Source organism: Cryobacterium sp. Y82 (genome assembly GCF_002929495.1).
In the GTDB taxonomy this organism is placed as follows: Bacteria; Actinomycetota; Actinomycetes; order Actinomycetales; family Microbacteriaceae; genus Cryobacterium; species Cryobacterium serini.
Map to the genome: position 1 here is coordinate 125701 of NZ_PJJJ01000026.1, position 14077 is coordinate 139777.

The window sequence follows — 14077 nt, forward strand, 5'->3', positions numbered from 1 at the left end:
ACGAGGTCACTCGGCGGCGTCACTCGCGGCAAAGACCGCGCCGGCGTGCGCCATCTCAGCGAGGGCGGTCGCCGTGGCTTCCGCAGCGACACCGGCAACCAGGTCGGTCAGCACACGCACGCGCTGGCCATGTTCGAGCGCGTCGAGAACGGAGGCCCGCACGCAGTGGTCCGTTGCGAGGCCGACGATGTCGATCTCGGTCACGCCGTGCTCGGTCAGCAACTCCGTCACCGTCTGCCCGGCTTCGGTGGTGCCCTCGAAGATGGAGTATGCAGGCTTGCCCTGGCCCTTGCGAATATGGAAGGTCACGGCATCCGTGGTGAGAGCCTTGTGGTATTCGGCGCCCGCGGTACCGGCCACACAGTGCACGGGCCAGGTCGTGACGTAGTCGGGTGCCGTATCGCGCGCGAAGTGGCCGCCGTTGTCGTTGCCGATATCGTGCCAGTCGCGTGAGGCGAACACGTATTTGTAGGCGAGCGGATGCTGCGCCAGCAGCGCGCTCACGCCCGCCGCTACTGCGCTGCCCCCGTCAACGCCGAGCGCACCGCCCTCGGTGAAGTCATTCTGAACGTCGATGATGAACAGTGCACGGGTCACGCGGTCTCCTTCGAATGGTCAGTTATTGGACAGATTGTCGCCGCAGTGAAAAAACCCGGTGGTCAGCGTGTCGATGGCGATTTTAGCGCTCGAGCTCACGTTGCCGATGGCGTAAATGGCGAAGGTGAGCGGGGTACCATCGGCGGCACGAACGACCCCGGCGAGCGTGTATCCGGTATCGATCCAGCCGGTCTTGGCGAACACTGCGCCGTCGGCGGCGGCATTCGCCCCGGCGAAACGGTCGTTGTACGAGAGGGATCCGCGCGGTCCGCCGGCGATCGGCAATCCGTCAAAGAGTACGCCGAGGTTGCCCTCGCGGGCGTTGACCTTGATAAACAGGGCCGTCAGGTAGGCCGGCGAGACAGCGTTGTGGGGGCTGAGGCCCGAGCCGTCCTTGATGATCATGCCGGTCGTGTCGATGCCGTAGGCGGCGAGGCCATCGACGATGCCCTGCTGCAGCGCGGAGAACGAGTTGCCGGCACCGTTTTCGATGGCCACGAGGCGGGCGAGCATCTCGGCGATGGTGTTGTCACTCACAATCAGGGACTGCTGAATGAGCGTTGACACCGGCGCGGACTGCACGGCACCGAGTTGGGCGGCGTCGGCCGGGGCGGTGGCCGAACTGATGCTGAGGCCACCGCCGAGCGCGTCGGCAAAGGCCTGGCCGGCCCGGGCAATCGGGTCTTCGCTGCGCGCCGACGTGCTGCGGGTCGGGTCGTTGCGGTCCCCGTCGACCATCAGCGCGGTGATCTCGGGCATGGAGCCGAGTCCGAGCTCGGTGCGGGCCCAGCCCTCGTCCCAGTCAGGGCCGGAAAAGTACGATGCGTCGAGCACGAGCGAGGTGATCGGCGGATTGGTCGGGTCGGCGGCCCAGGCGACCCGGGTCTGGGTGGCGAGGTCGTCGAGGTGGGCGGCGCCGGTGTAGAACGGCTCCTGACCGGTGGGCAGCCGCGACAGGGTGAGGTCTCCCCCGCCGACGAGCACGACCTGACCGGGTTCGGCGCCCTTCACTACGCGGGTCGTGGCCCGGTAGTCGCTGCCGAGCACATTGAGGGCGGCGGCCGAGGTGAGCACCTTCATGACGCTCGCGGTACGCGACGACGTTGTGCCGCCGCGGTTGAAGAGCACCTCACCGGTGCTGGCATTGACGACCTGCGCCTGAAAATCGGCGAGGCGGGTGTCGGCGGCGAGCCCGGCGACCGAGCAGGTACGCAGTCGGCTGGCCGTCGTCACCTCGGCGGGCACCGGCCGCGCCGGGTCAACAGTGGGAGTGGGGCTCGGCGCGGCCGCGGGCGACGCCACAACGGATGCCGCTGCCGGCGCCGCCGCGCCGGTCTGGGTTCCGGCAAAAACGGCTCCACTGCCCAGCAGCACGAAGACGAGAGCACCGGCGGCGATCAGCCAGGCCCGGCGGTACCGGGCGAAGACTGCGCCGATTCCGCTGCGCGGGGCAGGGTCGACCGCGGGGGCTACGGGTGTCTGCACGGGTTCATCCACCTCCGTATGGTAGCCGACGCGCCTCGGGCCAGCTATTCACCCGGGTAGCGCAGGCCGATCCGGGTCCGAATCGCGTCGAGGGTGTGCATAATGGCGACCGATTCTTCGGCCGGCATGATGTCGCTCGAGAACCTGCCGGCCCGAATCAGGGCCTCGGCTTCGACTGCTTCGAAGTGCATCCCGCGGCCGGTGAACTCGGTCGACACAAACGTTTCGAGCACGGTGCCCACGTTGTCCAGTACCCGAAACCCGGTCGGTGCGTACCAGACGGCGTCGATGTCGATGCGCCCCTCGGTGCCGACGATCGACGCTCTGGTGGGGCCGAGAGTGTCGCTCGCCGAGAAGGTCGTGGCGATCTGTCCGCCTTCATAACGAAAAATCGTCGCGACCTGAGCATCCGCTCCGGTGGCCTTGAACGAGGCACTGGCCAGGATAGTTTCGGGCGCCCCGAAGACGGCGTGCGCGAAATTCACCGGATAGACCCCTAGGTCGAGGAGTGCCCCGCCACCCAGGGCCAAGGAATTGATCCGGTGTTCCGGGTCGTCGGGAAGGTCCTGGGTATGGTCGGCGAGCAGGCTGCGCACGTCGCCGAGCGTACCGGCTGCCAGAATCTCGCGGATGCGAACCATGTGCGGCAGAAACCGGGTCCACATGGCTTCGAGCACGAGCAAATTCTTGCTCGCGGCCAGGTCCACTATCTGACGGGCTTCCCGGGCGTTGAGCGCGATCGGCTTCTCGATCAGCACGTGTTTGCCGGCATTCAACGCGGCGGCAGCGTGTTCGGCATGAAACGGATGCGGCGTCGACACGTAGATGACGTCGACCTCGGGATCGTCGATTAGCGCTTCGTAGCTGGCATGTGCCGTGGGGATGCCAAATTCGGCGGCGAAGGCGTCCGCCGATGCCTGGCTGCGCGACCCGACGGCTTGCACTGTATGGCCGTTCTGTACCAGGTCACTCGTGAACAGGTGGGCGATGCCGCCCGTGGCCAGGATTCCCCAGCGAATCAAATCGGTCATGCCTGGAGTTTATCGGCTGGCACCGACACGGGGTTCTGAATGCCGATGCCTGAAATTATTCCGCCTCCGACCAGCAGAATTCCAGTGACGATAGCGGCGCGGTGGAACCCGTCTACGTCGAGCACCGGGCCCACGATAATGCTCGCCGCGGCGATGGCCACGAGTCCGGCGACCCGGGAGATCGCGTTATTGACCGCGGAGGCGATGCCCGCCCGGCCAGGTTCTATCGCGCCCAGAATTGCGGAGGTTAGCGGCGCGACCGTGATCGTCAGGCCCAGGCCAAAGATGATGACGCCGGGCAAAACCTGGCTGGAATAGGCGACGCTGGCGTCGATGCGCAGCATGACGAAAAACCCAATACCGGCGATGATCGGCCCGACGCACATGAACAGGCGCGGGCCAAATCGGCCAGCCAGACGGCCGATGACAGTGGATAGGACGATGCTCAAAATACTTACTGGCAGCAGGGCCAACCCGGCGAGCGTCGCGCTGTACCCGCCGACCTGTTGCAGGAAGACAGCGAGCAGGAACGTGCCGAGCGACAGCGCGGCGTAGATCAGAGTCGTCGCGACGTTTCCCACCCAAAAGTTGCGCACCCGAAACAGGCTGAGCGGCATCATTGGTGCTTTTACGAGGTTCTCATGCCAGATAAACACCGCAAAACTCAGCAGACCGACGATGAGCGGTACCAGAATGATCGGACTGCCCCAGCCGAAGTTGACCTGTTCGATCAGCGCGAAGACCGGCAGCGCCACGCCGAGCACTCCAAGGACCGCTCCGATGACGTCGACGCGGGGCGCTACATCCCCTGCCCGGTCGCCCGGCAACCGCGCCAACAAAATCAGGGTGAGCGCGATCGGCACGATGTTGATGGCGAACACCAGTCGCCACGACACCAGGTCGACCAGCAGACCACCGATGAGTGGACCGGCGATGAAGGCTGTGCTGGTCCAGGCAGTCCAGGTTCCGATCGCGCGGGCCTGTCCAGCACCTGAAAACGTGCTGAAGATGAGGGCGAGCGAGCTTGGCACCAGCAGCGCACCGGCAACGCCCTGGAGGGCACGTGAGCTGATTAGGAGGGGAGCGTTCGGAGCCACCGCACAGAGAACGGATGCGGCGGCGAAGCCCACCAGGCCCCATAACAACACCCGCTTGCGCCCGAACGCGTCGGAGAGCGAACCGGCCAGCAGAATAATGCCGCCGAGAGTGATCAGGTAGGCGTCGACGACCCACTGCTGGGTTGAAATACCTCCGCCAAGTTCACGGGTGATTGCGGGGAGGGCCACATTGATGACGGTGCCGTCGAGGAAGGCAATGAACGAGGCCAGCACCGCAACCACGAGAACGAGCCGTTGGGTATCGGGCGAGGAACGAGTCATGACTTGAGTTAACCCCACGTGCCGCAACGGCGTGCAATTAATAGGTCAGACTAGACCAATGATCACCCTGCAGCAGGATGCCGATGGCTTCATCCGCATGAACCGGCACTTTCCCGACAACTCACTCATCAGCATTAGCTTCACCGAAGGGACCTCGGAAGAATTCAGCGGAACCCGGCTGAACGCCATCTTTGACGACGCCCTGGCCGAGTTTCGCGGGCAGAACCGTCTCGAGGGAGCAAAAGGTTTTTCCCGGGCGCCGGCGAAAACCGTGCAGCCCACGAAGAACATCACCGTCGTCAAGGTGCACCCCGGAATGGCCGTTTAACCGCGACTGGGCGCCGTCAGCGCGGTCAGCCGGTCAACGCCGATCGGTTCATCGGCCAATAACGGCACGATCGCGACCCGATCGGCACGGTCGGACACCCTGTCGATCTGGGCGACTTCGTTGGCTGCGCGCGCCTGCAAAAACGGCGTCTCGGGGCGCGCTGCGGCAATGGAGTTGTTGACTATCCAGCCCCACGGCTGGATTCCGGCTCGCTGGAGATCGTGCTGAAGCTCCTCGGCTTCGAGCACCGGCGTCGTCTCGGCCAGGGTGACGAGCAGCACCTTGGTCAGCTCCGGATCCTGCAGCCGCATCAGCGGGGTCACGAACGACATGCTCTCTCCTATTTGGCGGGCAATTTCACGATGGTACGACCCGGTGGCATCGAGCAACAGCAGGGTGTGGCCGGTCGGAGCGGTATCAACGACAACGAATTCGTGACGCGATTCGTGCACGGCCCTGGAGAATTGCCGGAATACCGCGACTTCATCGGTGCACGGCGAGAGCAGGTCTTCGGCGAGTGCGGCCCGGCCGTCGGCGTCGAGATTCCTGCCCTTGGTTGTCATGACGTGATTCCGATACTCCCGAATCGCCTCCTGGGGATCGATGCGCGAGACGCGCAGCCCCGGCAGGGTTCCGTGCAGCGTTTCAACTAGGTGGGCCGCCGGGTCCGTCGTGGTCAGGTGCACAGCATGGCCGCGCTGGGCGAGAGAAACGGCGATTGCTGCAGCGATCGTGGTTTTGCCGACGCCACCTTTTCCCATGCACAAAATCAGGCCGTGCCCGGCCTGTTCCAGTTCGTCGACGAACTGGCCGAGCGGGGCATCGGGTACTTCGGCCACGGCCTGCGATTCTGCCGCGCCGTTGCCACCTGCGCGAAACAGGGAACGCAGCGCGTCGACACCCACCATGTTGCCTGCCTTGAGTTCGAGAGTGTCCAGCGGCAGGGTGGCCAACGACGCTGGCAAACCGTTCAGCGCCGCTCGCTCGCGGCTGCGAATCGCCAGTGCCATCGGCTGTGTTCCCGCCGCTTTGGGGAGCACACCGTTGATCACGACATAGCCGCCGCGAATACCGATCTGTGCCAGCTCACCGTGGGTGCGATCGATCTCGCTCAAAGCGGATGCCTGCGCGCGCGCCACGAGCACCAGCCGCGTGCGCGCGCGGTCGGCCAGCGCTGCGACCGCAGCGGCGTACACCTTCTTGTGCTTCTCCAGCCCGGACAGCGGGCCGAGGCACGACGGATCGCCCTTGCCCGAGTCGAGGAACTCGGTCCAGGAACCGGGCAACTGCAGCAGACGAATGGTGTGGCCGGTCGGCGCCGTGTCAAACACAATGTGGTCGTAGGTCGCCAGCAGGCTGTCATCGGTCAGCAGGTTCGTGAACTCGTCGAATGAAGCAACCTCGGTAGTGCACGAACCGGACAAGCCCTCAGCGATGCTCGCGAGCTCACGCTCCGGCAGGAGCCCCCGAACCGGGGCGATGATGCGTTCGCGATAGGCATCCGCGGCCTGTTCCGGGTCAATTTCAAGGGCATTGAGACCGGCAATTGCGTCAATCGCAGTGACCGTGTTGCCAATCGTGAGACCGAAGACCTGTCCGATGTTGGAGGCCGGGTCGGTGCTCACCAGCAACACGCGGCGGCCGCGGGTAGCAAGTTCAATGGCCGAGGCGCAGGCAACGGATGTTTTGCCAACGCCGCCTTTGCCGGTGAAAAACAGAAAGCGAGGCGGGTCCTTGAGAAACTTCATGGTGCTAGCAGCAGCCGGTGGCGCCGCAGCATCCGCTTTCAGATTTCTCGGTCAGGCCGAGCTGGAGTCGCTGGGCTGGCTCGCTCGTGACGGGAGCGAGGCCGGCGAAGGCGAGCAGCTGGGTTTTCGAGGGGTAGGTGCCGGTCGCAACGGTGACGCCGTCGACGACGGTGAGCGGCAGGCCGGTCGAACCGACGACGTGCATGAAGGCGCGCACGGTCTCATCCGTGGTGAAGGCTAGGGGGTCGGTGGCCAGGTTATGGCGCTGGATGTCAGCACCAAGGTCCTGCAGACTGCGCACGGTCGCCGTTACCTCGACCAGGGACTGGTCGACGTCGACGCCGCAGACTCCGGTGTCGCAGCACAGTGCCGGTTCGTAGATTCGGATGGCAGCCATGTCGATCTCCCTCAAAAGTTCAGTCTTCATTCGCTATATCGATAAGTATCAATGTAGCAGTAGGCTGGGGCCGCACCTACCGAAAGGATCAATTCATGACCGAGAAATCTGAGATCACGGAGCTTGTTCGCGAGCGTTATGCGACGGCCGCACTGCAATTGAACGACGCCCCAAGTACATCGTGCTGCGTGCCGACCGATTTGGGCAACGGCGACGTGTTCGGCTCCGCGCTGTATACCGGCAACGAAAATTTAGAGATCCCCGAGGAAGCGTTTCTGGCCAGCCTGGGCTGCGGCAACCCGACGGCCGTCGCCGACCTGCACCCGGGCGAAACGGTGCTCGATCTCGGCTCTGGCGGCGGCATCGACGTGCTGCTCTCCGCCCGCCGGGTGGGTCCGACCGGCTTTGCCTACGGGCTCGACATGACCGATGAAATGCTCGCACTCGCCCGGGCCAATGCGGCCAAGGCCGACGCCACCAACGTCGAGTTCATCAAAGGGCAGATGGAAGCCATCCCCCTGGCCGACGACAGCATCGACGTCATCATCTCTAACTGCGTGATCAACCTGTCCGTTGACAAGAATGCGGTCATCTCCGAGATGTTCCGGGTCTTGAAGCCTGGCGGGCGCCTCGGAATCTCCGACGTGGTGGCCGAAAACCACCTGAGCGCAGAGGACCGCATCGAGCGCGGCAGTTACACCGGTTGTATCGCCGGGGCCCTTTCGAACCGGGAGTACCTCGACGCGCTCGTCGCAGCAGGATTTGTCAATTCGACTGTGGCGTATACCCACGAAGTCGCCCCTGAAATGCACGGGAGCATCGTCAAGGCCGTCAAACCCAGCGTTTAGTCTCGAACGCTGTCTTTCGCGGAGCAGCCGGTCACAATCGCACCCCACAAGAAGCAATCCTGACGGCATTCAGGATTCGCCGATGGCCGTGCGGTATTCTGCGAGGGAAGACATTTGGCAGCTCGGTCTTGGGCTGCGGGTAAAGAAGTAGGTGAAATGACGCTGGATCGTGCGGTGCGACGATTGGTCGCACCCGTCTCTGTGTCGCCTTTCGTCTCCTTGCTCGCTCTGGCCGCACTGCTTTTTGCAGTCTTTGCCATCCATTCCGAGGCTACCGGGCATGCCATGCACACGCTGGTCCCTGCTTCATCGCCCGTTGCTGCTTCAGCGATTATTGTTGAGCACCACACTCCGGTGACGGGCATGGCTGCAGTCATGGCTGCTCCCGTCATTGCGGCAATCTCGTCCGGAAACCGCGGCGGGATGCTTGATTGTGCTCTGCTGGCCATGACGTGCGTTTTGCTCCTCACTCTCGTCGTCATGGTATTCCTGACTCGACCGCCGACCCGCTATCGACGCCTGCTCGATAGCGGCATGGTTCCAAACTCATGGCGCACCACCGCCCAACCGAGTCAGCGGCCCAGCCTCACCCTGCTGTCCATCTGTCGCGTTTAGACCGAGATGCAGTTCCGAGCCAGCACCTGGCCTCGGGACTTTGCCGCGCCCGCGGCCACCCGGTTTCTACTGCTAAACGACGAATGGATGAACGATGCTCAAATCACGAACCTTCTTGTACGCTGCTGTGACCCTGGCGGCAGCTCTCACCCTCACCTCATGTGCTGGCGGCAGCCCCGCCGCAGATCCAGCGAGCCCCTCTGCCAGCCAAAGCACAGTGGCGTTCAATTCTGCCGACGTGACTTTTGCACAGATGATGATCCCCCACCACGAACAGGCTGTTCAAATGAGCGATGACCTACTCGCCAAAGACGGCCTCGATCAAAGCGTGATCGACCTCGCCACCGAGATCAAGGCTGCCCAGGAACCGGAGATCACGCAGCTGAAAGACTGGTTGACGGCATGGGGCGAAGATGAGAACAGCATGTCGGGCATGGGCGGCATGGGCGGCGGCTCTGACGGCATGATGTCCGACGACGACATGATGGCGCTGCAGGACGCCGCGGGAGCGGAGGCCAGCATCCTGTTCCTGGAACAGATGACTGCGCACCACGAGGGCGCCGTCGCGATGGCGCAGCTCGAAATTGATGATGGTGAGAATGCGGATGCGCAGGCGATGGCTGCCAACATCGTCAAGACGCAGACGGCTGAAATCGCCGTCATGACCGAGCTTCTCACCGTGCTCTAGAGCGGCACATTCGGGGCGGGTTCTCTGGAAGGCCCGCACCGGAACACCACACTTCTTTTTCTGAATCACCTGCAAGGACATCTTCATGTATCGCCATCAATTTATTCACCTGATGCGTATTACCGGGGCGGTGCTCCGTGGATAACACCGGCCACGTCGCCACGGCGCCGCATATCTCCGGTGCGGTTCCACAAATGTCACGCCGCGATATGCGCGCAATGGAGAGCATGGTGCGTGCGGGTCGATCCGGCTCACCGAAAACTGTGCCACCGGCTAACGTTGCCGCCCGGCCCATCCCGCTGCGCCAGCGTGCTGCCGCTGCCAGTGCCATGGTCATGATCGCGCTATTTGCGATCGGCGCATCCCTACCTGCACTCGCGGTCAACCCGGAACCACCGCAGACCGCAGCCGCGAGCGCTGAGGAGACGGCCGATCTCCAAAGCGTCACTGCCGCGGGTACAACATCTGTTCCCTTTAAACGTGGCGGTTACACCATCACGGAAGCGCCTGAACCTGCCTCGTATACCGAGGCTGCCAGCAACGGGGAATACGCCAGCCTGAGTCCGGGCCAGCTCAGCGATCAAGGCTGGGCCTTACCGGTTCTGGGCCGAATATCGAGCCCGTTCGGTTCTCGCCCGAACAAGCCAGTTGATGGTGTGGGCGACTTTCACAACGGCACCGATATTGCCGCTCCCTGCGGTCAGCCCGTCTTCGCGGCTTCCGGAGGAAAAGTTGTCGACTCGGGCTATCAGGGCTCCTATGGCAACTGGGTTCTCATTGACCACGGCAACGGCATTGAGACGGGTTATGCCCACAACAGCCAGCTCCTCGTTGACTCCGGGCAGCTTGTTGTAGCCGGTGAAATTATTGCCATAGTGGGGTCAACGGGTGCGTCAAGCGGCTGCCACGTGCACTTTGAAACTCGCGTCGACGGGGAAGGCATCAACGCCGAATCATTCATGGGCGTCAGAGGAGTCACTCTTGGTTAAATGCAAGCGATCAACGCGCCGAATCATTACCTTGGCGGTACCCCTCGTTGGCCTCTTGGTGTTGACGGGGTGTTCCGCCAACGATGTAGATTCGACGGCGGTATCGCCAGGCATCGCCCCGATGGCCAACGCTTTCGAACACGTGCATGGCCTCGGCGCCGACCCCCTTACTGGAGACACCTACGCGGCCACCCATCAGGGGGTCTGGCTCATCCCGACCGGAGTGCTGCCAGAGACCTATCTGGCCGGAGCGCCACAAGCCGACACGAGCCAACCAACGCAGCTCGCCGGCCTGGCACAGGACACGATGGGCTTTACCGTGGCCGCGCCCGGCCAGTTGATGGCATCGGGTCACCCCGATCCGACCGAACCCAGCGATCTGGCACTGCCTAATTTGGGGCTCATTTCCAGCACAGACGGTGCGTTGTCGTGGACGACGCTGTCGTTGGCGGGCAAGACCGATTTTCACGATCTGGATGCCGTTCCCCTCGACGACGGCACCCTCCGCGTCTACGGTTACGACGCGGGCGCCGGAGGCATTTCCGTCAGTGACGACTCCGGCCTAACCTGGTCAGCGGGAGCGCAGCTCGCACTCCGCGACCTGAGCGCCGACCCATCCCAAGTCGATCGGCTCTACGCAACGACAGCGTCGGGCGTTCTGGTGAGCACCGATGCGGGGCGCACCTTCACCGCGTTAGCCGGCGCACCGGCGCTGCTCCTGCTGGATTCCGCCGCCGAAGAATTAATTGGTCTCGATCCCAACGGCGGAGTCTGGCGCCAGGCCGGCCAGACGTGGACGCAAACCGGAACGACCGGTCGCATCCCCGCAGCGTTCACCGTCGTCGGCGGATCCTCACCCTGGATCCTCGTCGCGGACGCCACCGGCATCGCCGCCAGCAGTGACTACGGAACCACCTGGACCGCACTGGTATCGCTGCCCGGTTAGCAGGCACACCACGCCGCAGGCAAGTCGGCGAAGGGGCCAAAGATGGCTTCTCGCATGCAAACGGATACTCGCGCACGGTTCGCCTTCCATCTCAGGTCGAAACGGCACCCTCTCGCCGGAATAGACCCGGCGCACTTCAGCCCCTCGCCGACGGCTACCGAACGGCGTTCTCGTGCCGTCGGGCATCACGTCGGATGCGACCTGCCCGGATCGGTTGGCGCGCCATCGCTGTAAAAACGAGGAGCCATACCACCAGCGCAGCCCACAGCGTGACGGTACCAATCTGGCCGACGAGCGGCAGCGTGTCGGCCTGACCCAGATAGATTCCGGCGACGGCATACATTCCGACGGGAAACGCGATGCTCCACAGTGTCGCTTGATAGCGCAGTGGTACGTGGCGCTTGAAGTGACGCCAAATCCCCACGGCGATGAGTACGGGGATGAGCCAGGTCGCGAAGGCCCAGAACATCACGGATATGCCGCCGACCAGTCCACGAGTCGCGCTTACCATCGGAGCATCCGCCATTTCGACGATGCGGGCGCCGGCCAGAACTGTGATCGCGCAGGCGCCCATCGATACCCAGTAGGGCGGATCGAGATCTTCCGGCCGCAGTGCGTAGAGCATCAGGCGCAGTGAGACGAACATCCCAGCGGCTCCATAGAGAAAAATGCCGACCGACCACGACAATACGGCCAGCACCGCGAGCAGCGCCCTGGCATCGCCCGCGACCGGTTCGAGCGCCGCTGCCACGACGGCGACCGACTGGCTCGCAACAACCCAGATAAACCAGGTTCCGTTTGCCGACCCCAGTACGGGGCGTGCCGTGCGGCCCAGTACGGCGAGCCAGGGCACCGCGTAACCGAGCACGACCCAGGCCACACCAGACACGCCCAGGAGCACCGTTGCCGCAAGAAACCATCCTTCCACGGCCAAACGCGCAGCCAGCACATTAGTGCCGGCGACGAAGGTGAAGAACTGGAATCCCCGGTTCGGGTCGTGCAGGTCATCGAGAAAGTCTGGACGGAACGCCACGAACCGCCATGCAGTCAGAACCAGGAGCGCCAGATAAGCTCCGGCACAGACCACCAGGAGCGCATAGCTGAGGCCGGCGACCCCGATCAGGTTCATGCCGATCGAGAGGATGCCGGTGGCCATGACCATGGCGAAATATCCAGGGGGCATCGTGCGTACGGCGGCGCGCACTCGCACACTTCGCTCGGACGCCACTATCACAGGCTAGCCCTTCGAGCGGAACTCGCGGCTCTCGCGCTGGCCCTGAGCCGGACTCAATCTATGTCAAGTGGACCAGCGGAGACGGCCAGGTGGTGGCGAACTCCACGGATCAGCCGGATCGATATCCGTAGCGACCGCCCGTCAGCCAACATTCAGGACCGCGGCTCAGACGTGCGTGCGGTGCATGACCATGCCGTGTTCATTTACAGGCTCGAAGGCGTCCGGGTCCCAAGCCCCGGGGTGCATTTTCAACGATTCGAGAGGCATCTCGTATATGCAAGTTTCCCACACCAATGGTGCCGTTTCTGCATCATTCGACGACCTAAATCTTGTGTCGTCCGCTGGCTTGGTCCCGATCATGAAATTGGCCGCCCGCGCCGGCCTGGCCACCTTGGCCGATCAGTGGCTGACCGTCCCCACCGACAAGGGCGCCAACGCGGGCTTGAAAGTTGCCTCGCTGGTCGGCGGGATGGTCGCCGGGGCGGACTCGATCGATGACATGGCGATTCTTCTCCATGGCGGCATGCGGAAGGTCTTCAACAACTGCTACGCGCCCTCAACGCTGGGGTCGTTCCTGCGCGAGTTCACGTGTGGTCATGTCTGCCAACTCGACGCCGTCGCCTCGCGCTTTGTCCGCGGCCTCGCCACCGAGACTCCGCTGCTCGCGCACGACACCGACGGATACATCTTCCTCGACGTCGACGACACCATCATCGAAGTTCACGGGCACCAGAAACAAGGCTCCGGCTACGGATACTCCGGCGTCCGCGGACTGAACGCGATCCTCGCGACGGTCAAAACGGACGTTTCGGCGCCGATCATCATCGGCCAACGACTCCGGCGCGGCGCCCGCGCGCATGGACCCTGCCGTGAAACGAGCGATTGAAACCATCCCCTTCACCGCGTTCACCTCCCGCAAGAAAAGCGATCACATCACCGGGCGCCTGGTCGTGCGGCGAATCCCGGAACTGAACAAAACGAACCTGGACCAGCCGACCCTGTTTGACACGCACCGCTTCCATGCCTTCTTCACCATCAGCACCCTCGACACCGTCACCGCCGACAAAACCCACCGCGCCCACGCGGTGATCGAGCTGGTCAATTCCGACCTGAAAAGCAGCGCCCTGGCGCACATGCCCTCGGGCGTGTTCACCGCCAACGCCGCATGGCTCATCCTGGCGGTCCTGGCATTCAACCTGACCCGCGCCGCTGCGACCATTGCCGGCAACGGGCTCGCGCGAGCGACCACCGCGACAATCCGCCGGAAACTCGTCAACATCCCCGCCCGCATCGCCCTGTCAGCACGTCGCATCACCCTGCACCTACCCGAACACTGGCCCTGGGAGAAACCCTGGACGGCACTGTTCAAGCAGAACTTCAACCCACGAAAACCCGCCCCCACCTAACCACCCAGCCCCCGTCGGCATCAACAGGAACCCCAGTGGAACACCCCGGGCAGCGAGACCCGGACCTCAACCGCGCCCAAAACACCCAAACAGGACCACGCCGAAATCAGGAATCCCGCAGAGACCGACCGGTGGATTCAGGTTAAACCATCAACGGCTCCTGGGCCGTGCCGGTAGGGAAACCCCTATCGCGACTTACCTATGCAGCCGACCGGAGGAGATATGAAATAGCGAGCCCTCTGCTCTATTTCATAGCCGCTTCTGCGGCGCTGTCAGTCTCGTCGTTGACCGTCAACGAGAGTATTTAGCCATAAAGATCGGTGGTGTCGTCGGCGTGGGCATTTTCGTATGATCCATGGTGACTCCTCGCGTCAGCGCCGTGACTA

The 14077-nt window shown here is 63.6% G+C and carries 13 protein-coding genes and 1 pseudogene; 7 read left to right on the top strand and 7 right to left on the bottom strand.

Annotated elements, in window-relative coordinates; genetic code table 11:
* Nucleotides 1-6 precede the first annotated feature (6 nt).
* Genes CXY70_RS04640 through CXY70_RS04655 form a run of 4 tightly spaced genes read right to left on the bottom strand, consistent with a single transcriptional unit; the run spans nt 7 to nt 4492 of the window.
* Nucleotides 7-597, bottom strand: a complete 591-nt coding sequence (locus CXY70_RS04640) for an isochorismatase family protein (RefSeq protein ID WP_104191213.1) — start codon at nt 595-597, stop codon at nt 7-9.
* A gap of 18 nt (nt 598-615) precedes the next feature.
* Nucleotides 616-2094: a D-alanyl-D-alanine carboxypeptidase/D-alanyl-D-alanine-endopeptidase gene (gene dacB, locus CXY70_RS04645; RefSeq protein WP_233205737.1), complete on the bottom strand. Its 1479-nt coding sequence runs from the start codon at nt 2092-2094 to the stop codon at nt 616-618.
* A 32-nt stretch (nt 2095-2126) separates the two neighbouring features.
* Nucleotides 2127-3113 carry a Gfo/Idh/MocA family protein gene (locus CXY70_RS04650; RefSeq protein WP_104191215.1) on the bottom strand — a complete coding sequence of 329 codons (987 nt, stop codon included), beginning with the start codon at nt 3111-3113 and terminating at the stop codon, nt 2127-2129.
* Entirely contained in the window at nt 3110-4492 is a 1383-nt protein-coding gene (locus tag CXY70_RS04655) for a DHA2 family efflux MFS transporter permease subunit (protein WP_104191216.1), read from the bottom strand. The genes CXY70_RS04650 and CXY70_RS04655 overlap by 4 nt, the downstream gene beginning before the upstream one ends.
* Before the next feature lie 58 nt (nt 4493-4550).
* Here CXY70_RS04655 and CXY70_RS04660 point away from each other — a divergent pair, with 58 nt between their 5' ends.
* Nucleotides 4551-4820, top strand: a complete 270-nt coding sequence (locus tag CXY70_RS04660; protein WP_104191217.1) for a hypothetical protein — start codon at nt 4551-4553, stop codon at nt 4818-4820.
* Here the strand turns inward: CXY70_RS04660 and arsA are convergent.
* Both arsA and arsD read right to left on the bottom strand, forming a co-directional pair.
* A complete protein-coding gene (gene arsA / locus CXY70_RS04665) occupies nt 4817-6568 on the bottom strand; it encodes an arsenical pump-driving ATPase (RefSeq protein WP_104191218.1) in 1752 nt (583 codons plus the stop codon). The two genes, CXY70_RS04660 and arsA, sit on opposite strands and share 4 nt — an antisense overlap.
* Before the next feature lie 4 nt (nt 6569-6572).
* On the bottom strand, nt 6573-6965 hold the full coding sequence (gene arsD, locus CXY70_RS04670; protein ID WP_104191235.1) for an arsenite efflux transporter metallochaperone ArsD: 393 nt from the start codon (nt 6963-6965) through the stop codon (nt 6573-6575).
* A gap of 95 nt (nt 6966-7060) precedes the next feature.
* Between arsD and arsM the strand changes: the two genes are divergently transcribed.
* The 5 genes from arsM to CXY70_RS04695 all read left to right on the top strand — a co-directional run bounded on the left by arsM (nt 7061) and on the right by CXY70_RS04695 (nt 11051).
* A complete protein-coding gene (arsM, locus tag CXY70_RS04675; RefSeq protein ID WP_104191219.1) occupies nt 7061-7813 on the top strand; it encodes an arsenite methyltransferase in 753 nt (250 codons plus the stop codon).
* Between the two features lie 156 nt (nt 7814-7969).
* On the top strand, nt 7970-8428 hold the full coding sequence (locus CXY70_RS04680) for a hypothetical protein (RefSeq protein WP_104191220.1): 459 nt from the start codon (nt 7970-7972) through the stop codon (nt 8426-8428).
* 94 nt (nt 8429-8522) lie between these two features.
* Nucleotides 8523-9116: a DUF305 domain-containing protein gene (locus CXY70_RS04685; protein ID WP_104191221.1), complete on the top strand. Its 594-nt coding sequence runs from the start codon at nt 8523-8525 to the stop codon at nt 9114-9116.
* Nucleotides 9117-9253: 137 nt separating this feature from the next.
* Nucleotides 9254-10105 carry a M23 family metallopeptidase gene (locus CXY70_RS04690; RefSeq protein WP_146066053.1) on the top strand — a complete coding sequence of 284 codons (852 nt, stop codon included), beginning with the start codon at nt 9254-9256 and terminating at the stop codon, nt 10103-10105.
* 121 nt (nt 10106-10226) lie between these two features.
* Nucleotides 10227-11051 (top strand): F510_1955 family glycosylhydrolase, encoded by an 825-nt coding sequence (locus tag CXY70_RS04695; RefSeq protein ID WP_104191223.1) that lies wholly within the window; start codon nt 10227-10229, stop codon nt 11049-11051.
* 154 nt (nt 11052-11205) lie between these two features.
* Here CXY70_RS04695 and CXY70_RS04700 read toward each other — a convergent pair whose 3' ends face one another.
* Complete coding sequence (locus tag CXY70_RS04700) at nt 11206-12279, bottom strand: tellurite resistance/C4-dicarboxylate transporter family protein (RefSeq protein ID WP_233205738.1); 1074 nt, start codon at nt 12277-12279, stop codon at nt 11206-11208.
* A gap of 280 nt (nt 12280-12559) precedes the next feature.
* Here CXY70_RS04700 and CXY70_RS04705 point away from each other — a divergent pair.
* A pseudogene (locus tag CXY70_RS04705) lies at nt 12560-13691 on the top strand (transposase).
* Nucleotides 13692-14077: the final 386 nt, after the last annotated feature.